Annotated in this window: 12 protein-coding genes, 1 pseudogene and 2 riboswitches; of the genes and pseudogenes, 9 read left to right on the top strand and 4 right to left on the bottom strand. The window is 67.0% G+C overall.

The features are described 5' to 3' along the window. The first annotated feature begins 337 nt into the window (after positions 1–337). The 8 genes from ACLP4W_RS20910 (at position 338) to ACLP4W_RS20875 (ending at position 12,087) form a co-directional block, all read left to right on the top strand. Positions 338–754 carry a BlaI/MecI/CopY family transcriptional regulator gene (locus tag ACLP4W_RS20910; protein WP_442389209.1) on the top strand — a complete coding sequence of 139 codons (417 nt, stop codon included), beginning with the start codon at positions 338–340 and terminating at the stop codon, positions 752–754. A 14-nt stretch (positions 755–768) separates the two neighbouring features. Then, positions 769–1,719, top strand: coding sequence for a M56 family metallopeptidase (locus ACLP4W_RS20905; protein ID WP_442389207.1), 951 nt, complete (start codon positions 769–771; stop codon positions 1,717–1,719). A gap of 96 nt (positions 1,720–1,815) precedes the next feature. Further along, positions 1,816–3,297, top strand: a complete 1,482-nt coding sequence (gndA, locus tag ACLP4W_RS20900; RefSeq protein WP_442389205.1) for an NADP-dependent phosphogluconate dehydrogenase — start codon at positions 1,816–1,818, stop codon at positions 3,295–3,297. A gap of 55 nt (positions 3,298–3,352) precedes the next feature. After that, positions 3,353–4,789, top strand: coding sequence for a GuaB1 family IMP dehydrogenase-related protein (locus ACLP4W_RS20895; protein WP_442389203.1), 1,437 nt, complete (start codon positions 3,353–3,355; stop codon positions 4,787–4,789). Positions 4,790–5,034: 245 nt separating this feature from the next. Then, the gene (locus ACLP4W_RS20890; protein WP_442389215.1) at positions 5,035–6,402 is read left to right on the top strand and encodes a hemolysin family protein; all 1,368 of its coding nucleotides are present in this window, start codon (positions 5,035–5,037) and stop codon (positions 6,400–6,402) included. Between the two features lie 23 nt (positions 6,403–6,425). Further along, on the top strand, positions 6,426–7,478 hold the full coding sequence (locus ACLP4W_RS20885) for a hemolysin family protein (RefSeq protein WP_442389213.1): 1,053 nt from the start codon (positions 6,426–6,428) through the stop codon (positions 7,476–7,478). 220 nt (positions 7,479–7,698) lie between these two features. Then, positions 7,699–9,888, top strand: coding sequence for a malate synthase G (locus ACLP4W_RS20880; protein WP_442389201.1), 2,190 nt, complete (start codon positions 7,699–7,701; stop codon positions 9,886–9,888). Positions 9,889–9,987: 99 nt separating this feature from the next. After that, positions 9,988–12,087 carry a substrate-binding domain-containing protein gene (locus tag ACLP4W_RS20875; RefSeq protein ID WP_442389199.1) on the top strand — a complete coding sequence of 700 codons (2,100 nt, stop codon included), beginning with the start codon at positions 9,988–9,990 and terminating at the stop codon, positions 12,085–12,087. 14 nt (positions 12,088–12,101) lie between these two features. Here ACLP4W_RS20875 and ACLP4W_RS20870 read toward each other — a convergent pair whose 3' ends face one another. Continuing rightward, a complete protein-coding gene (locus ACLP4W_RS20870) occupies positions 12,102–13,328 on the bottom strand; it encodes a metalloregulator ArsR/SmtB family transcription factor (RefSeq protein WP_442389197.1) in 1,227 nt (408 codons plus the stop codon). Next, positions 13,325–13,660 carry an SRPBCC domain-containing protein gene (locus ACLP4W_RS20865; protein WP_442389195.1) on the bottom strand — a complete coding sequence of 112 codons (336 nt, stop codon included), beginning with the start codon at positions 13,658–13,660 and terminating at the stop codon, positions 13,325–13,327. Before ACLP4W_RS20865 ends, ACLP4W_RS20870 begins: the two co-directional genes overlap by 4 nt. A gap of 447 nt (positions 13,661–14,107) precedes the next feature. Between ACLP4W_RS20865 and ACLP4W_RS20860 the strand changes: the two genes are divergently transcribed. Next, on the top strand, positions 14,108–14,986 hold the full coding sequence (locus ACLP4W_RS20860) for a haloalkane dehalogenase (RefSeq protein ID WP_442389211.1): 879 nt from the start codon (positions 14,108–14,110) through the stop codon (positions 14,984–14,986). Positions 14,987–14,999: 13 nt separating this feature from the next. On the opposite strand, the gene gcvP is transcribed toward ACLP4W_RS20860, so the two are convergent. Continuing rightward, the gene (gcvP, locus tag ACLP4W_RS20855; RefSeq protein ID WP_442389193.1) at positions 15,000–17,825 is read right to left on the bottom strand and encodes an aminomethyl-transferring glycine dehydrogenase; all 2,826 of its coding nucleotides are present in this window, start codon (positions 17,823–17,825) and stop codon (positions 15,000–15,002) included. A 55-nt stretch (positions 17,826–17,880) separates the two neighbouring features. After that, positions 17,881–18,006: riboswitch (glycine riboswitch) on the bottom strand. Further along, positions 18,007–18,104: riboswitch (glycine riboswitch) on the bottom strand. It abuts the riboswitch before it with no gap. A gap of 97 nt (positions 18,105–18,201) precedes the next feature. Next, positions 18,202–18,533 (bottom strand): annotated as a pseudogene (locus ACLP4W_RS20850) (MerR family transcriptional regulator); the annotation flags it as partial.

Here is an 18,533-nt window from a genome sequence, read left to right as displayed (position 1 = left end):
CTCATGTGTCTACACCATCTGCGAACCCTAATTTGTCAGGGCGAATTTGCCGGCTCGAAAACGGGCGAGCCCCGGGCGCCACGGCACGGGGCTCGCCGATCGAGTAGACCGGGGGTCACTGCAGCCCTCAGGACCCTGCCGCGGTCGTTGTCGCTCGACCACACATAGAATAGGCAAGGCTGCCCTAATATCGCAAGCATTTCGATACGCGGTGTGGACCCCGCAGCGATCGGGTGCCCGCGCCCGGCGATCGGCCCCGGCTTGGCCATCTCGCGGTACGACCGGCGGTAGTAAGCGGGGTACGCTGGTGACAACGCTCGGGAAATGGAAACGAACTATGGCCAAACTGACAAGGCTCGGAGACCTGGAACGCGCCGTGATGGACCATTTGTGGTCCACGCCGGAACCCCAAACCGTTCGCCAGGTTCATGAAGCGTTGTCGGCGCGACGTGAGCTGGCTTACACGACGATCATGACCGTGCTACAACGGCTGGCCAAAAAGAATCTGGTCTCCCAGATCCGCGACGACCGGGCCCACAGGTACGCGCCCGTGCACGGCCGCGACGAGCTGGTCGCCGGGCTGATGTTCGATGCGTTGGCCCAGGCCGAGGACTCCGGGAGCAGGCAAGCCGCGCTGGTGCACTTCGTCGAGCGCGTTGGCGCCGACGAGGCGGACGCGCTGCGGCGTGCACTCGCCGAACTGGAAGCAAATCAACGCAATACGCCATCGGCTGGCGCCGCGGCGGAGGACTGAGGGAGACTAGCAGCGTGTCCGCGCTGGCCTTCTCCGTCCTCGCGGTGCTGTTGGTCGGCCCGGCACCCGCCTTGTTGGCACGATCGACGTGGCCGTTGCGCGCCCCCCGCGCCGCCATGGTGTTGTGGCAGGCCATTGCGCTGGCCGCCGTTCTCTCGGCGTTCAGCGCCGGCATCGCGATCGCCACTCGGCTGCTCATGCCCGGCCCCGATGGTCGGCCTACTGCCAGCATCGTCGGCGCCGCCGGTCGGCTCGGGTGGCCGCTGTGGGCGGCATACATCGGTGTATTCGCGCTGACCGTGCTGGTCGGCGCCCGGCTGATGATTGCCGTGGTTCGGGTGGCCATCGCCAATCGTCGACGGCGGGCTCATCACCGCATGGTGGTCGACCTGGTCGGGGTCGGGCACGGCGCGGCCCTCTCCCACCCGTGTGCGCGCACGCGCGACCTTCGCGTCTTGGACGTTCCGCAACCGCTTGCCTACTGCCTGCCGGGCGTGCGCAGTCGTGTTGTGGTCAGCGAAGGAACGCTGAACTCGCTCTCCGACACCGAGGTCACGGCCATCCTCACGCACGAGCGAGCCCACCTGCGAGCCCGGCATGACCTAGTTCTGGAAGCCTTCACGGCGGCCCATGCCGCCTTTCCGCGACTGGTCCGCAGCGCCAACGCGCTGCGCGCGGCACAGCTGCTCGTCGAGCTGCTGGCCGATGACGCCGCGGTGCGGGCAACCGGTCGCACTCCCCTGGCCCGGGCGTTGGTCACCTGTGCGTCCGGGCGGGCGCCGTCCGGCGCGCTGGCCGCCGGCGGTCCCAGCACCGTGTTGCGGGTACGTCGGCTGTCCGGACGCGGCAACAGCCTGGCGCTGTCGGCAGCCGCATACCTGGCTGCGGTAGCCGTGTTTGTCGTGCCTACGATCGCGCTGGTCGTGCCGTGGCTGACGGAGCTGCGGCGACTGTTCAACCTCTGACGCAGCGGAAATCGATCGCCCCGGGCGGAAGCGTGTCCGCTGTGCCACAGTGTGACCGAAGGCTTTCTGAAAGTTCTCCAACCCGAGAGGACAAACATGAGTTCGTCGGATACCAAGCCGAGTTCCAAGACCGCCACCGCGCAGATCGGCGTCACCGGCCTGGCGGTAATGGGCTCGAACATCGCCCGGAATTTCGCCCATCACGGCTACACGGTGGCACTGCACAACCGGTCGATCGCCAAGACCGACGCACTGCTGAAAGAGCATGGCGGCGAGGGCGAGTTCGTGCGATCGGAGACCATCGCGGAGTTCCTGGACGCGCTGGAGAAGCCGCGGCGGGTACTGATCATGGTCAAGGCCGGCGACCCCACCGACGCGGTCATCAACGAGCTCGCCGACGCCATGGAGGAAGGCGACATCATCATCGACGGCGGCAACGCCCTCTACACCGACACCATCCGCCGCGAGAAGGCGATGCGCGAGCGCGGCCTGCACTTCGTCGGCGCCGGCATTTCCGGCGGCGAGGAGGGGGCCCTCAACGGACCGTCGATCATGCCGGGCGGTCCGGCCGAGTCGTACAAGTCGCTGGGCCCGCTGCTCGAGGAGATCTCCGCGCACGTCGACGGGGTGCCGTGCTGCACCCACATCGGACCCGACGGCTCGGGGCATTTCGTCAAGATGGTGCACAACGGCATCGAGTACTCCGACATGCAGTTGATCGGCGAGGCCTATCAACTTCTGCGCGACGGGCTGGGTATGACGGCACCCCAGATGGCCGACGTCTTCACCGAGTGGAACAAGGGCGAGCTGGACAGCTACCTGATCGAGATCACCGCGGAGGTGTTGCGCCAGACCGACGCCAAGACCGGCAAGCCGCTCGTCGACGTCATCCTCGACGAGGCCGAGCAGAAGGGCACCGGCCGCTGGACGGTGAAGTCCGCGCTGGACCTCGGGGTGCCGGTGACCGGCATCGCCGAGGCGGTGTTCGCCCGCGCGCTGTCGGGTTCGGTGACCCAGCGCAGGGCCACCACCGGGCTGGCCTCGGGCGAGCTGGGCGCCAAGCCCGGCCTGGAATCCGGAGAAGCCAAGCAGTTCGTCGAGGACGTCCGGCAGGCCCTTTACGCGTCGAAGATCATCGCTTATGCGCAGGGGTTCAACCAGATTCAGGCCGGCAGCGCCGAATACGACTGGGGCATCAAACCGGGCGACCTGGCCACCATCTGGCGCGGTGGCTGCATAATCCGGGCGAAGTTCCTCAACCGGATCAAGGAGGCGTTCGACGAAGACCCCGACCTGCCCACGCTGATCGTCGCGCCATACTTCCGCAGCGCGATCGAGGCCGCGATCGACGGCTGGCGTCGCGTCGTGGTGACGGCCACCCGGTTGGGCATCCCCATCCCGGGCTTCTCGTCGGCGCTGTCCTACTACGACGCGCTGCGCACCGAGCGGCTGCCCGCGGCCCTTACCCAGGGACTGCGCGACTTCTTCGGCGCGCACACCTACGGTCGCATCGACGACGACCCGGACAAGCGTTTCCACACCCTGTGGAGCGGAGATCACACCGAAGTGCCCGCCTAGCTGGGCCAAACTACAGTGGCATGAAAGGGGGCTGCATAAGGGTGGGGCGACGGCTATGAGGTTTCTGGACGGGCATCAGCTCGGCTACGACCTGACCTATAACGACGTTTTCATCGTGCCGAACCGGTCCGAGGTCGCCTCGCGCTTCGACGTCGATTTGTCCACCACCGACGGCTCCGGCACCACCATTCCCGTGGTGGTGGCGAACATGAGCGCGGTGGCCGGACGCCGGATGGCCGAGACGGTGGCCAGGCGAGGTGGCATCGTGATCCTGCCGCAGGACCTCCCGATCACTGCGGTGCAGCAGACGGTGGAGTTCGTCAAAAGCCGCGACCTCGTTCTCGACACCCCCGTGGTGCTCGAGCCCGACGATTCGGTGTCCGACGCGACCGCGCTGATCCACAAGCGCGCGCACGGTGTCGCCGTCGTGCTCTTCGAGGGCCGCCCCATCGGCTTGGTCAGCGAATCATCCTGTGTGGGCGTCGATCGCTTCACCAGGGTGCGCGACGTCGCGGTGACCGATTTCGTAACCGCCCCGGTGGGCGCCGAGCCGCGCAAGATCTTCGACCTTCTCGAACACGCCCCGATCGACGTCGCGGTGGTGACCAACGCGGACGGCACGCTGGCGGGGGTGCTGACCCGCACCGGGGCGATCCGCGCGGGCCTGTATACCCCGGCCACCGACGCGCGCGGACGGCTGCGCGTCGGAGCGGCCGTCGGCATCAGCGGCGACGTGGGGGCAAGGGCCCGGTCGCTGGCCGAGGCCGGTGTCGACTTGCTGGTCATCGACACCGCGCACGGCCATCAGGTCAAGACGCTGGAAGCGATCGGGGCGGTCGCATCACTGGAGTTGGGTGTGCCGCTGGCGGCGGGCAACGTGGTGTCGGCGGAAGGCACTCGGGATCTGCTCGGCGCCGGGGCGAGCATCGTCAAGGTCGGTGTCGGACCGGGCGCCATGTGCACGACCCGGATGATGACCGGTGTCGGGCGCCCGCAGTTCTCCGCTGTGCTCGAATGTGCTTCTGCTGCAAAGGAACTCGGTGGGCATGTGTGGGCCGACGGCGGCATCCGCCATCCGCGGGACGTGGCGCTGGCCCTGGCCGCCGGGGCGTCGAACGTCATGATCGGGTCGTGGTTCGCCGGCACCTACGAGTCGCCCGGGGACCTGATGCGGGACCGTGACGACCAGCCGTACAAGGAGAGCTACGGCATGGCGTCCAAACGCGCGGTGGTCGCGCGCAGCGGCTCCGACACCGCATTCGACCGCGCCCGCAAGGCGTTGTTCGAGGAGGGCATCTCGAAGTCGCGGATGGGGCTGGACCCCGACCGCGGCGGTGTCGAGGACCTGCTCGATCACATCACCTCCGGCGTGCGCAGCACCTGCACCTACGTCGGCGCCCCGACGCTGACCGAGCTGCATGAGCGCGCCATCGTCGGTGTGCAGTCGGCCGCGGGCTTCGCCGAAGGCCATCCGCTGCCGTTGGGCTGGTGACTTGAGGATCTGAGCATCCGGGGAGCCCTGGGTCTGCTGGACGTCTTGGCTACCATATGAATTCACGTGAATTCTGCCCGCGGCGACGCGCTGCGCGGCATCGAGGGAAAGGGATGACGTGCCGCAGGCACGTGTCGAGGCCCCATGCTGACGGGGGCCTTCTGGACGGGGCGGCGCCCCACGGCGTTCCCAGCGTTCGCGGGACCTCCGGCATCGCCAAGGCCATTCCGGCGACCGAGACCGTCATGAACATGACCGTCACCTGGGTCAGCGTCCTGGCCATCGCGCTGCTCATCGTTGGCAATGGCGTCTTCGTGGCAGCCGAATTCTCGCTGACCGCGCTGGATCGCACCGTCGTGGAAGCCAACGCCCGCGACGGGGGGCGCCGTGACCGCTTCATCCGGCGCGGCCAGCAAAGGCTGTCGTTTCAGCTGTCGGGTGCTCAATTGGGGATCTCCATCACCACGTTGGCGGCCGGTTACCTGACCGAACCGTTGGTGGCCCACCTGCCGCATCCGGCGCTGAACGCGATCGGCGTGCCCAACCGCCTGGCCGACGCGCTCATCGCCTTTCTGGTGCTGGTGATCGTGACGTCGGTGTCGATGGTGTTCGGCGAGTTGGTCCCGAAGTATCTGGCCGTGGCGCGCCCGCTGTCGACCGCCCGCGCCGTCGTGGGCCCGCAGCTGCTGTTCTCGCTGCTGCTCACCCCGGTCATCCGGCTGACCAACGGCGCGGCGAACTGGATCGTTCGCAAGCTGGGCATCGAGCCGGCCGAGGAGCTGCGGTCGGCACGCTCGCCACAGGAACTGCTGTCACTGGTGCGTACCTCGGCGCGCAGCGGCGCCCTGGACGCCGCCACCGCCTCCCTGGTGCGGCGGTCGCTGCAGTTCGGCGACCTTACCGCCGAGGAACTGATGACGCCGAGATCGAAGATCGTGGCGCTGCAGACCGACGACACCGTCGCCGACCTGATCGCCGCGGCCGCCGAGTCCGGGTTCTCCCGTTTCCCCATCGTCGATGGTGATCTCGACGAGACCGTCGGCATCGTGCACGTCAAACAGGTGTTCGCGATCCCACCGGCGCAGCGCGCACACACGCTGCTGACCACGGTCGCACAACACGTTCCGGTGGTGCCGTCAACGCTGGAAGGCGATGCGGTGATGGCGGAGATCCGTGCCAACAAGCTGCAAACCGCGATGGTGGTCGACGAATACGGTGGCACGGCGGGCATGGTGACCGTCGAGGACTTGATCGAAGAGATCGTGGGCGACGTCCGCGACGAACACGACGACGCGACCCCGGATGTGGTGGTAGCCGGCAGCGGTTGGCGGGTATCCGGCCTGCTGCGCATCGATGAAGTGGCGAGCGCCACCGGGTATCGAGCCCCCGAAGGGCCATACGAGACGATCGGCGGCCTCGTGCTCCGCGAAATCGGCCACATTCCCGTGGCCGGGGAAACGGTCGAGCTGACCACACTGGACCCCGACGGCCTGCTGGATATCTCGATGCGCTGGCAGGCGACGGTGGTTCGGATGGACGGTCGCCGGATCGACTTGCTCGAGCTGAAAGAACTGGGCCACCGCGCTGAAACGGCCGCTGGACGGGGCCACTGATGGACAACCTGGTCGACAACTTGATGGACAACGCCCTCGGAGTGCTGCTGGCAATCCTGCTGATCGGGGTCAACGCGTTCTTCGTCGGAGCGGAATTCTCGCTGATCTCGGCGCGGCGCGACCGCCTCGAAGCGCTGGCCGAGCAGGGCAAAGCCAGGGCCGTCTCGGTTATCCGCGCCGGTGAGCAGCTCCCGTCGATGCTGGCCGGCGCCCAGTTGGGCGTCACGGTCGCCTCGCTGCTGCTCGGCCGGATCGGCGAGTCCGCGGTCGCCGACCTGCTGCGGACGGCGTTCGCGCTGACCAGCATGCCCCCGGCGCTGCTGCACACGCTGTCGTTCGTGATCGCGCTCGCGATCGTGGTGACGCTGCATGTGCTGCTGGGCGAGATGGTGCCGAAGAACATCGCGCTGGCCGGCCCGGAACGCACGGCGATGCTGCTGGTGCCGCCATACCTGGCCTATGTGCGCGCCGCACGGCCTTTCATCGTGTTCTACAACAAATGCGCCAACGTGGTACTGCGGGTGCTGGGTGTCGAGCCCAAGGAGGAACTCGACATCACGGTCTCCATCGCCGAACTGAGCGAGATGATCGCCGAATCGCTGTCTGAGGGTCTGCTGGATCCCGAGGAGCACACGAGGCTGACGCGGGCGCTGGAGATTCGCCACCGAGTGGTCGGCGATGTGGCGGTTCCGCTCGCCGGTGTTCGGGCGGTTCCGGTGGCTGCACCGGGCTCCGGGCCGACGGTCGGCGCCGTCGAACAAGCGTTGGCGCAGACCGGTTACTCACGGTTTCCCGTCGCGGATCTCGACGGGAAATTCGTCGGCTACCTGCACATCAAGGACGTGCTGACGCTCGGTGACGATCCACGGGCGGTGATCGATCTGGCGTTGGTGCGGCCGCTGCCGCGAGTGCCCACGTCGCTGCCGCTGGCCGATGCCCTTTCGCGGATGCGCCGCAGCAACAGCCATCTGGCACTTGTCACGGACGGTAACGGTGATAGTGGCGGCGGCGTGGTTGCGATGGTGGCGATGGAAGACCTGGTCGAGGACCTGGTCGGCACCGTGCGCGACGCATAGGGCGACTGGTTACCGGGTAGGGCGCTCAAGAGCCCGTATGATCTCCAACGGCTGTACGCGCCTCAAGGGTTCGCCGCGGCGCCATCGTTGGAGTTAGCGGGGCGCGACCCGCGATTGCGAGTCGGCCGGATAACGTTCGTCAGGCTGCCGGTCGGTAGGCTGGCGATAATGCCTGTTGAGGGCCGGTGACGTGCTGCTTGGCCCATTACGGAGGAGAAAAATGACTGATCGCGTGTCGGTGGGGAACCTGCGCGTCGCCCGAGTGCTCCACGACTTCGTGAACAACGAGGCTCTGCCCGGCACCGACATCGACCCGGACAGCTTCTGGGCGGGCGTCGACAAGGTTGTAGCCGACCTCACCCCGCAGAACCAAGATTTGCTGATCCGTCGCGATGAGCTGCAGGCCCAGATCGACAAGTGGCACCGGCACCGGGTGATCGAGCCCCTGGACTTGGACGCTTACCGTCAGTTCCTCGGCGAGATCGGTTATCTGCAACCCGAACCCGAGGACTTCACCATCACCACCTCGGGCGTCGATGACGAGATCACCACGACGGCCGGCCCGCAGCTGGTGGTGCCGGTGCTCAACGCGCGGTTTGCGCTGAACGCCGCGAATGCGCGCTGGGGTTCCCTCTACGACGCCCTGTACGGCACCGACGTCATCCCCGAAAGCGACGGCGCCGAAAAGGGCACCAGCTACAACAAGGTGCGCGGCGACAAGGTGATCGCCTACGCGCGCAAGTTCCTCGACCAGGCCGTGCCCCTGTCGTCGGGCTCGTGGGCAGACGCGACGGGCTTGAGCATCGCCGACGGCCGGCTGCAGATCACCATCGGTGCGGAGTCCACCGGGTTGGCCAGCCCGGAGAAGTTCGCCGGGTACAGCGGTGAGCTCGGCTCGCCCAGCTGGTCGGTGTTGCTGGTCAACCACGGCCTGCACATCGAGATTCTGATCGACCCGGATTCACCGATCGGGAAGACCGACGCCGCCGGCATCAAGGACGTGATCCTGGAATCGGCGATCACCACGATCATGGACTTCGAGGACTCAGTCGCCGCTGTCGACGCCGACGACAAGGTACTCGGCTACCGCAACTGGCTCGGCCTGAACAAGGGCGACCTGGTCGAAGAGGTCAAGAAGGACGGCAAGACCTTCACCCGTGTGCTCAACGCCGACCGCACCTACAGCACGCCTGACGGCGTCGAGCTGACCCTCCCCGGGCGCAGCCTGCTGTTCGTCCGCAACGTCGGCCATCTGATGACCAACGACGCGATCGTGGATGCGGACGGCAATGAGGTGTTCGAAGGCATCATGGATGCGCTGTTCACCGGCCTGACCGCCATCCACGGGCTCAAGACCGGCGAAGGCAACGGGCCCTTGACGAATAGCCGGACCGGCTCCATCTACGTCGTCAAGCCCAAAATGCACGGACCCGACGAGGTCGCGTTCACCTGTGAGCTGTTCAGCTGCGTCGAAGACGTGCTGGGGTTGCCGCAGGGCACCATGAAGGTCGGCATCATGGATGAGGAACGCCGCACCACCGTCAACCTCAAGGCTTGCATCAAAGCCGCCGCCGACCGGGTCGTGTTCATCAACACCGGTTTCCTCGACCGCACCGGCGACGAGATCCACACGTCGATGGAGGCGGGCCCGATGATCCGCAAGGGTGCGATGAAGGGTACGACGTGGATCAAGGCCTACGAGGACGCCAACGTCGACACCGGACTTGCGGCCGGCTTCTCGGGCAAGGCGCAGATCGGTAAGGGCATGTGGGCGATGACCGAGCTCATGGCCGACATGGTCGAGCAGAAGATCGGCCAGCCGAAGGCCGGCGCCACCACCGCGTGGGTGCCGTCGCCGACGGCGGCCACCTTGCACGCGATGCACTACCACCAGGTGGATGTGTTTGCCGTGCAGAAGGAGCTCGAGGGCAAGACCCGCACGACCATCGATGAGTTGCTGACGATCCCGCTGGCCAAGGAATTGGCCTGGGCCCCTGAGGAAATCCGCGAAGAGCTCGACAATAACTGCCAGTCCATCCTCGGCTACGTGGTGCGCTGGGTGGAGCAGGGTGTCGGCTGCTCGAAGGTGCCCGACATCCACAACGTGGCGCTGATGGAGGACCGCGCCACTCTGCGGATCTCTTCCCAGCTGCTGGCCAACTGGCTGCGCCACGGCGTGATTACCAGCGAGGACGTCCGGGCCAGCCTGGAACGGATGGCGCCGCTGGTGGACAAGCAAAACGCCGGCGACGCCACATATCGGCCGATGGCGCCCAACTTCGACGACAGCATCGCCTTCTTGGCGGCCCAGGACCTGATCCTGTCCGGAGGCCAGCAGCCCAACGGCTACACGGAGCCGATCCTGCATCGCCGCCGGCGTGAATTCAAGGCCCGTTCCGGTGGCGCTTAAACGCGGCTCTACATGCGGTTATGCGTCTAATGACTAGACTGGGCGCCGAGCATCGAACGGCTCAGATGAAGAGTCGACGGAAAGGCGGCGGGCGCCGGTATGGGTAGGCACAGGATGCCCGACCCCGAGGATTCCGTCGACGAACCGTCCGACGAACACCTTGCGGAAGATCCTTACTGGGGCGGCGATTCAGGCCACCACCATGTCGACGCAGGCCGCGATGACGCTGTCGGGTACCCCGAGGCACGGGCAGATGACCGGTTCCACTCGGATGGGGGCGACTACCCGGGCCGGGTAGGCGTCCCCGCCGAGGACCCCTACCCCGACGGCGGCGCGTTCGCGGCCGGCGCTGGCGACGACTATCCGGAGTTTCCGGCGCGGCAGGCGGTCGCCGCGAGCCCGGACCCGCCGACCCCGGCACCCCCGCTTCCGCCCCTTTTCCGTGGCGGACATCGGGGACTTGGCGACTGGCGGGGCGGCCACCGAAGCGACGGCGGGCGGCGGGGAGTAAGCATCGGCGTGATCGTGGCCCTCGTCGCCGTCGTCGCGGTGGTGGGCACGGTGATCCTGTGGAGCTTTTTCGGCGACGCGTTGTCCAACCGCTCGCACCAGGCCGCCGGACGTTGCGTGGGAGGCACGGAATCGGTCGCCGTCATCGCCGACCCGTCGATCGCGGATTCCGTGCAACGGTTCGCCGAAAGCTACAACTCATCGGCCGGCCCGATCGGTGACCACTGCATGGTGGTCAGCGTCAAGCCGGCCAACTCCGACGCGGTCCTCGGCGGTTTCGTCGGCAAATGGCCTGCCGATTTGGGCGGCCAGCCGGCACTGTGGATCCCGGGCAGCTCGATCTCGGTGGCGCGGCTCGCCGGAGCCGCGGGTCAGAAAACGATCAGCGACAGCCGTTCGCTGGTGACGTCGCCGGTGGTGCTGGCGGTCCGTCCCGACCTCGGACAGGCCCTCGCCAACCAGACCTGGGCCGCACTGCCCGGCCTGCAAACGAACCCGAATGCGTTGGCGGGCTTGAACTTGCCGGCCTGGGGATCGCTGCGGCTGGCCCTGCCCACCAACGGCAACGCCGACGCCGCGTTTTTGGCCGGCGAAGCGGTGGCAGCCGCCTCGGTTCCCGCCGGCGCGCCGGTGACCCAGGGCACCGGCGCGGTGCGCACCCTGCTGAGCGCGCAACCCAAACTGGCGGACAACTCGCTGGCAGAGGCGATGAACACGCTACTCAAGCCCGGTGACGTCGCGACCGCCCCGGTGCACGCGGTGGTCACCACCGAGCAGCAGCTGTTCCAGCGTGGCCAGTCGTTGTCGGATGCCAAGAGCACGCTGGGTTCCTGGCTCCCGCCCGGGTCGGTGCCGGTCGCCGACTACCCCACGGTGCTGCTCAGCGGCTCATGGCTGACCCAGGACCAGACCTCGGCGGCCAGCGAGTTCGCCCGTTTCATGCACAAACCCGAGCAACTCGCGAAGCTGGCCGAGGCCGGGTTCCGGGTTAACGGAGTCAAGCCGCCCAGCAGCCCGGTCACCAGTTTCGCGGCGCTGCCCTCCACGCTGTCGGTGGGTGACGATGCGACGCGCGCCACGCTGGCCGAAGCCATGGCCGCCCCGTCGAGCGGGCTGGCCGCGACGATCATGCTGGACCAGTCGATGCCCACCGACGAAGGCGGAAAGACCCGGCTGGCCAACGTGATCGCCGCACTCCAGGACAAGGTCAAAGCGCTGCCGCCGACCGCTGTCCTGGGGCTGTGGACCTTCGACGGCCACGAGGGTCGCTCGGAAGTCACCAGCGGGCCGCTGGCCGATCCCGTCAACGGCCAGCCGCGCTCGGCGGCACTGACGGCCGCGCTGGACAAGCAGTATTCTTCGGCCGGCGGCGCGGTTTCGTTCACCACGCTGCGCCTGATCTACCAAGACATGCAGGCCAACTACCATGCCGGCGAAACGAATTCGATATTCGTGATCACGGCGGGGCCACACACCGACCAAACCCTGGACGGGCCGGGGATGCAGGATTTCATCCGCAAAGCCGCCGACCCGGCCAAGCCGATCGCGGTCAACGTCATCGACTTCGGCGGTGACCCGGACCGGGCCACGTGGGAAGCCGTCGCCCAGCTCAGCGGCGGTGGCTACCAGAACCTGGCCACGTCGGCATCACCCGACCTCGCCACGGCAATCAACACGTTTTTGAGCTGACGCCGGCCGGCGGGTTATGAAGGTAGCGGATCTGCGTTGCCCAGATTGTCGGTGCGCCCGGCTTGGAGCCGCGGCCATTGGGCAGTGGGGCGTCCGCCCGGCCACGTCGACACTCGAGGCCAATCGGGCGGACCATCGTCGGTCCGTGTCAGGTGACCGTGTCGTGGCCAGCCCGGGGGCGAATCCTCCCAGGCCTCCTGGCGTCCGTACACGGTGAGGTCGATCAGCGCGTAGCTGTAGTCCATGACCTCTACGCCACGCCTTGTCGTCCAGTAGGTTTCGAAGACGCGGTCGCCGTCCCGCAGGTAGCACACGAGGTGCATCATGCCGGGCCGTTTGGGCGGGGTTAGCAGGACATCAAGGGAGTCCTGGACTGAGTACCACGGCATACGCCAGCCCATGAAGTCGTGGTAGTGGACGCTTTCTTCGTACGGCCCTTGGCAGAAGACGGCGAAGGTGATGTCGCGCGAGTGCAGGTAGGACAGCTCGGTGATCTGGGTGGTGACCCACGTGCAGCCTTCGCACTGCTCTGCCGCGGGGTGGCCGGGGTGCCACATGAAGTGGTAGGCGATCAGCTGTCGGCGTCCTTCGAACGCGCTGAGCAGGGTGGTGGGCCCGTCCTGACCGTCCAAAAGGATGGCGCCGTCAACCTCGACCATCGGCAACTGGCGACGGGCCGCCGCGATGGCGTCGCCCTCTTGGGTGTGCGCTTTCTCCCGAACCCGCAGCCTGTCCAGTTCGGTCTGGAAGGTGGCACGGTCGGTGACGGCAGGCACGCCGGGCGCGTCCCGCGCCGCCTTCACGTTGTGCCAGTCGTCTCTGGCACCTGCCCCCGCGCCACCGAGATTCGGCGATTGATCCGTCATAGCTGCTTCCCCTTCTTCCTGGACTGAGAGCGCTGGTCCTTTGCTTCGGCATGAGCTGCTTCGGCGATGCGTTTGGATCGACTCGAGCCGCCGCTCCCACTGCGCGGCGACTTGGGCGATGGCCCGGGTGGCCTGGTCGAGGCGGTCGGCATCCACCCGATAGAGAACTTCTCGACCGCTTTTGCGGCGGCTGACTAGTCCCGCGTCTTCAAGCACCACCAGATGTTTGGAGACGGCCTGGCGGGAGAACGGCACGCGACCGGCCAACCAGCTCGCGCTGACCTCACTGTTGCCGACCACGAGGTCGAGCACCCGGCGACGGGACGGGTCACCGATTGCCGACCACATCTCATCGTCAACCGGCTCCGCCGTCACGACGTGCGCTCCGCCAGCACGCGAGCAAGACGGTCCAGGAACTCGGCCCACCCGTCGCGGTGCTCGTCGGCATACCGTCGCTTTTCAGTGTCGGACCAGTCGCGCAGTTCATGGCCGCTCTCGACCACTCGAAGACGGGTCCGCTCCGCGCCTTCGGGCGTCAACGTGAACTCGACGAGCATCGAGTTGCCGGCCACAGGTACCTCGCCGGCTGGATGGTTCCACCGGAACGAGAAGCGAGTCGGTGGGTCGACCGTCTCCACGACGACCGCTCCTCCCTGGTCCCCGAATCCCATGTAGCCGTGCGCACCCGGTTCGATGACGAGCTCCACCCGGTCGACAAACTACTGGGTCATCTGGTCGGGTTGGGTAATGGTGCGCCACACCACCTCCACTGGTGCGTCGATCAGGACCTCTCGCTCAACCCTTAGTTCTGCCAACGGTATTCGCCCCCTTCCAAGTGCTTTAGGTATTGCCAGTAGCGGGTACTGCCGCGTCGGGTTGCACCTGGTCATGACTCAAGCCCGCTTGACAATCTGCAACCGAAGGTAGCACGTAGGTCTGGCAGCATGCAACCATTTATTGCAGGTCGGTCAGGACAATGGTTGTCAATGAGGTTGGCGAAATCTCGAATCAGGTTGTGAAAGTTGGGGTTAGGTCTCTGTTTTCTGGGCCGCCTGGACATGTGCGGAATGTGTCGGCGCATGCTCGGAGCGATCTTCGTCGTGTCACCCTTCGGGCCTATGATCGTGGGCGATTCCCCAAGGTGCGTTATGAGCATGGAGGTCAACCCGGTGTTCACCCCTGATCCCCAGCTGTATCCGTTCCAATCGCGCTGGTTCGACAGCTCGCGGGGACGCATCCACTACATCGACGAGGGCCCCTCGAGTGCTGAGGGCCCGCCGATCCTGTTGTGCCACGGCAACCCGACGTGGAGCTTCCTGTACCGCGACATCGTCATCGCGCTGCGCGACCGATTCCGCTGCATCGCACCGGATTATCTCGGCTTCGGGCTGTCGGAGCGTCCCGCCGGATTCGGATACAAGATCGACGAGCACGCCCGCGTGGTCGGCGAATTCGTCGATCATCTCGACTTGGACGGCTACCTGACGATGGGCCAGGACTGGGGTGGGCCGATCAGCATGGCGGTCGCAGTGGAGCGTGCCGATCGGGTGCGCGGGATCGTGTTGGGCAACACTTGGTTCTGGCCGACGGACACGCTGGGGATGAAGATGTTCAGCAGGGTGATGTCCAGCCCGCCGCTGCAATACGCCATCCTGCAGCGGAATTTCTTCGTCGAACGGTTGATCCCCGCCGGCACGGCGCGAAGGCCCAGCGCGCAAGTGATGGACCATTATCGCCGCGTGCAGCCCAGCGCCTCAGCGCGGAAGGGGGTAGCCGAGATGCCGAAGCAGATACTGGCCGCCCGCCCATTGCTGGAACGGCTGGCCCGGGAAGTGCCGGAGAAGCTGGGTGCCAAGCCCGCGTTGTTGGTCTGGGGGATGAAGGATTTCGCGTTCAAACCCGGCCTCTTGCTCCCGCGGATGCGCGCGACGTTTCCCGATCATGTCCTCGTCGAGCTGCCCACCGCCAAGCATTTCATCCAGGAGGACGCGCCAGACCAGATCGCCGCGGCGATCATCGAGCGCTTCGGCTGACGGTTAGCGGGCCTCACGCATACGCCTCCACCGGCGGGCACGAGCAGACCAGGTGGCGGTCCCCGTACGCGCCGTCGATGCGGCGCACCGGCGGCCACACCTTGGGCCGGAAGTCCTTGCCGAGCGGATAGGCCGCCTCTTCGCGGGTGTACGGGTGATCCCACTTGGAGGCCACCAGGCACTCAGCGGTGTGTGGAGCACCCCGCAGCGGATTGTCTTCAACAGGCCACAGCCGGGCCGCCACTTTATCGATCTCGCCGCGGATGGCGATCATGGCCTCGCAGAAGGCGTCGACTTCGGTCAGGGTCTCGCTCTCGGTGGGCTCCACCATTAGCGTGCCGGCCACCGGGAAGCTCATCGTGGGAGCGTGAAAGCCGTAGTCCGCCAGCCGTTTTGCGACATCGTCGACGGTCACCCCGGTCGACTTGGTGATACCGCGCAAGTCCAGGATGCATTCGTGGGCGACCATGCCGTTCTCGCCGGCGTAGAGCACCGGGAAGTACTCGTCGAGGCGTCGGGCGATGTAGTTCGCCGAGGTGATCGCGGTCAGGGAGGCCGCCCGCAGGCCGTCGGCGCCCATCATCCTGATATAGGCCCAGGTGATCGGCAGAATCGAGGCCGACCCGTAGGGCGCCGACGACACGGGATGACCCTGGGGCAGCTCCGGGGCGAACGGGTGTCCCGGCAGGAACGGGGCCAAATGCGAACGCACCGCCACCGGCCCAACTCCGGGGCCGCCGCCCCCATGCGGGATGCAGAACGTTTTGTGCAGGTTCAGGTGGCTGACGTCACCGCCGAACTTCCCCGGCCGGGCCAGCCCGACCAGCGCGTTGAGGTTGGCGCCGTCGACGTACACCTGGCCGCCGGCATCGTGCACGGCCGCGCAGATCTCGGCGATGTCGTGCTCGTAGACGCCATGGGTGGACGGATAGGTGATCATCAGCGCCGACAGCCGGTCGCCATGCTCGCCGACCTTGGCGCGCAGGTCGTCCAGATCGACGTCGCCGTTGTCATGGCAGCCCACCACTACCACCCGCATGCCGGCCAGGGCCGCCGACGCCGCGTTGGTGCCGTGTGCACTGGACGGGATCAGGCAGATGTCGCGGTGCGGTTCCCCCCGGCTTGCGTGATAGTCGTGGATCGCCAGCAGGCCCGCGTACTCGCCTTGCGAGCCGGCGTTGGGTTGCAGCGAGACGGCGTCGTAGCCGGTGATCTGCACCAGCCAGCTCTCCAGGTCGCCGATGAGCCGACGCAGGCCCGGGGTGTCCGACGCCGGGGCGAACGGATGCTGGCGCGCGAATTCCGGCCAGGTGATCGGTTCCATCTCGGCGGCCGCGTTGAGTTTCATCGTGCACGAGCCGAGCGGAATCATGCTGCGGTCCAGGGCGATATCCTTGTCCGCCAGAGTGCGCAGATACCGCATCATCGCCGTTTCGGTGCGGTATTGCGTGAATGCGGGATGGGTCAGGAAATCCGAGGTTCGGGTCGCGATCTCGGAGGTGACCGGTTCGGCGGCCGCCACTCCGAACGCCTCCAGAACGGCCGCAACATGCGCGTCGGTGGTGGCCTCGTCGCACGCCACTGACACGTGGTCGGCGTCCACCCGCCACAGATTGACGCCTTTGGCCTTGGCCGCGGCCAGCACCTCGTCGGCACGGCCGGGCACTCGGGCCAACACCGTGTCGAAGTATTTGTCGTGCACCAAGGCGTCGCCCAGCGCCGCAGCAATGGTCTCGGCGTGGGTGTGCACCCGGCGCGCGATCTCGGTCAGCCCGTCGGCGCCGTGGTAGCTGGCGTACATCGCGGCCATCACCGCCAGCAGCACCTGGGCGGTGCAGATGTTGCTGGTCGCCTTGTCGCGGCGGATGTGCTGCTCGCGGGTCTGCAGCGCCAGCCGGTAGGCCGGTGAACCGTCGGCATCCATCGACACGCCCACCAGCCGGCCTGGCAGCTGACGGGCATGCTTGGTGTGGACCGCCAGGTAGCCGGCATGCGGGCCGCCGAATCCCATTGGCACTCCGAACCTTTGGGTGGTGCCGAATGCGACGTCGGCGCCGATCTCGCCCGGCGGCGTGAGCAGGGTCAAGGCCAGCAAGTCGGCGCCGATGGCGGCCAGCGCGCCCCGGTCGTGGGCCTGCGCCAGCAACGCTGCCCAGTCGCCGATCCGGCCGCTGGCGCCGGGCAGCTGGGTGATGACGCCGAAGAAGTCACCGTCGGGTAGGCCGTCCCGCAGGTCGGCGGTCACGATCTCGATGCCCAGCGGCCGGGCCCGGGTGGCCAGCACGGCTGCGGTCTGGGCGAACACGTCGGCGTCCACGACCAGCCGGTTCGCCGTGCCACGAGCCGCACGGTGCATCAGCGTCATTGCCTCCGCGGCGGCGGTGCCCTCGTCGAGCATCGACGCGTTCGCGATCTCGAGTCCGGTGAGATCGGTGACCATGGTCTGGAAATTCAGCAGTGCCTCCAGCCGGCCCTGACTGATCTCGGGTTGGTAGGGCGTGTAGGCCGTGTACCAGGCGGGGTTCTCCATGATGTTGCGCAGCAACACCGGGGGTATGAGCGTGTCGTAGTAGCCCTGCCCGATCATCGAGACGGCCACGGTGTTGGCGTCGGCCAGCGCCCGTAGCTCGGCCAACGCCTCGGTCTCGCTGGCGGCCGGGGGCAACCCATCCAAACCCGGTGCGGCGCCGCTATCGGTGAGCTTGTCGAGGATGCCCGCCGGGACGGCCTTGGAGGCCAGCTCGTCGAACGAGTCAACACCGATGACGGCAAGCATGGCGGCGACGGCCTGGCTGTCCGGGCCGATGTGGCGGGCTGCGAAGGCTGATTGGTCGGGCACTGGCGTACTCCTGACTGGCCCTTATCGGGGCATCACAAAGGCAGAGGACTAGCGGCCCTCTCCCTCTGTCTTCACCCGATCGCCAGGCGCCTGAGAGATTCGGCGCCGGTACTGTCTGAGCGCCTTTCCCCATCGGCGGGTGTCGACCGCTACGGGTCGTCACCGCTTTCCAGAGGCATCGTTAACTCGCGCGGTCCGGTTGCCTGAGAGGTTGACGGAGAGGTGTTGCTCCTTCGGCGTCCGTGACTGGCGGTCACGGAACTCTCCCACTCGAGTGCGACGCGCGGTCCAGCTTACTCGGCCGCCAGCGCGCGTGTCTGTACAGGGACACGCCGCATCCGGCGTACAACTGAGCGCGCTCGCGCCCTGCGAAAGGCTAGCCGATCTTGCGGTCGCGATGCTTGCGCCGGGACGCCAGCTCGTCTTCCGGGGTCGCAATGGACTCGCCGCCGTCGGCGCGCTCACCCTGGAAGTCGGCGATAACGCCGGTCAGCTCACGCATGGCGCCGGACACGGCGATGCCGAACACGCCCTGCCCGCCCTGCAGCAGGTCGACAACCTCTTCGGCCGATGTGCACTCGTAAACCGTGGTGCCGTCGGAGAACAAGGTGATGTTGGCCAGATCCTGGACGCCGCGCTGGCGCAGATGGTCGACCGCAACCCGGATGTTGTGCAGCGAGATGCCGGTGTCGAGCAACCGCTTGACGA

Source organism: Mycobacterium sp., from assembly GCF_052145595.1.
Classification (GTDB): domain Bacteria; phylum Actinomycetota; class Actinomycetes; order Mycobacteriales; family Mycobacteriaceae; genus Mycobacterium.
This window is presented reverse-complemented; position numbering and strand designations above follow the sequence as displayed.

Bases quoted from the DNA above. Each gene is read 5' to 3' on its own strand.
- ACLP4W_RS20880 (WP_442389201.1), top strand. From the start codon at position 7,699: ATGACTGATCGCGTGTCGGTGGGGAACCTGCGCGTCGCCCGAGTGCTC.
- ACLP4W_RS20885 (WP_442389213.1), top strand. From the start codon at position 6,426: ATGGACAACGCCCTCGGAGTGCTGCTGGCAATCCTGCTGATCGGGGTC.
- ACLP4W_RS20910 (WP_442389209.1), top strand. From the start codon at position 338: ATGGCCAAACTGACAAGGCTCGGAGACCTGGAACGCGCCGTGATGGAC.
- ACLP4W_RS20875 (WP_442389199.1), top strand. From the start codon at position 9,988: ATGGGTAGGCACAGGATGCCCGACCCCGAGGATTCCGTCGACGAACCG.
- ACLP4W_RS20890 (WP_442389215.1), top strand. From the start codon at position 5,035: ATGAACATGACCGTCACCTGGGTCAGCGTCCTGGCCATCGCGCTGCTC.
- gndA (WP_442389205.1), top strand. From the start codon at position 1,816: ATGAGTTCGTCGGATACCAAGCCGAGTTCCAAGACCGCCACCGCGCAG.
- ACLP4W_RS20895 (WP_442389203.1), top strand. From the start codon at position 3,353: ATGAGGTTTCTGGACGGGCATCAGCTCGGCTACGACCTGACCTATAAC.
- ACLP4W_RS20860 (WP_442389211.1), top strand. From the start codon at position 14,108: ATGGAGGTCAACCCGGTGTTCACCCCTGATCCCCAGCTGTATCCGTTC.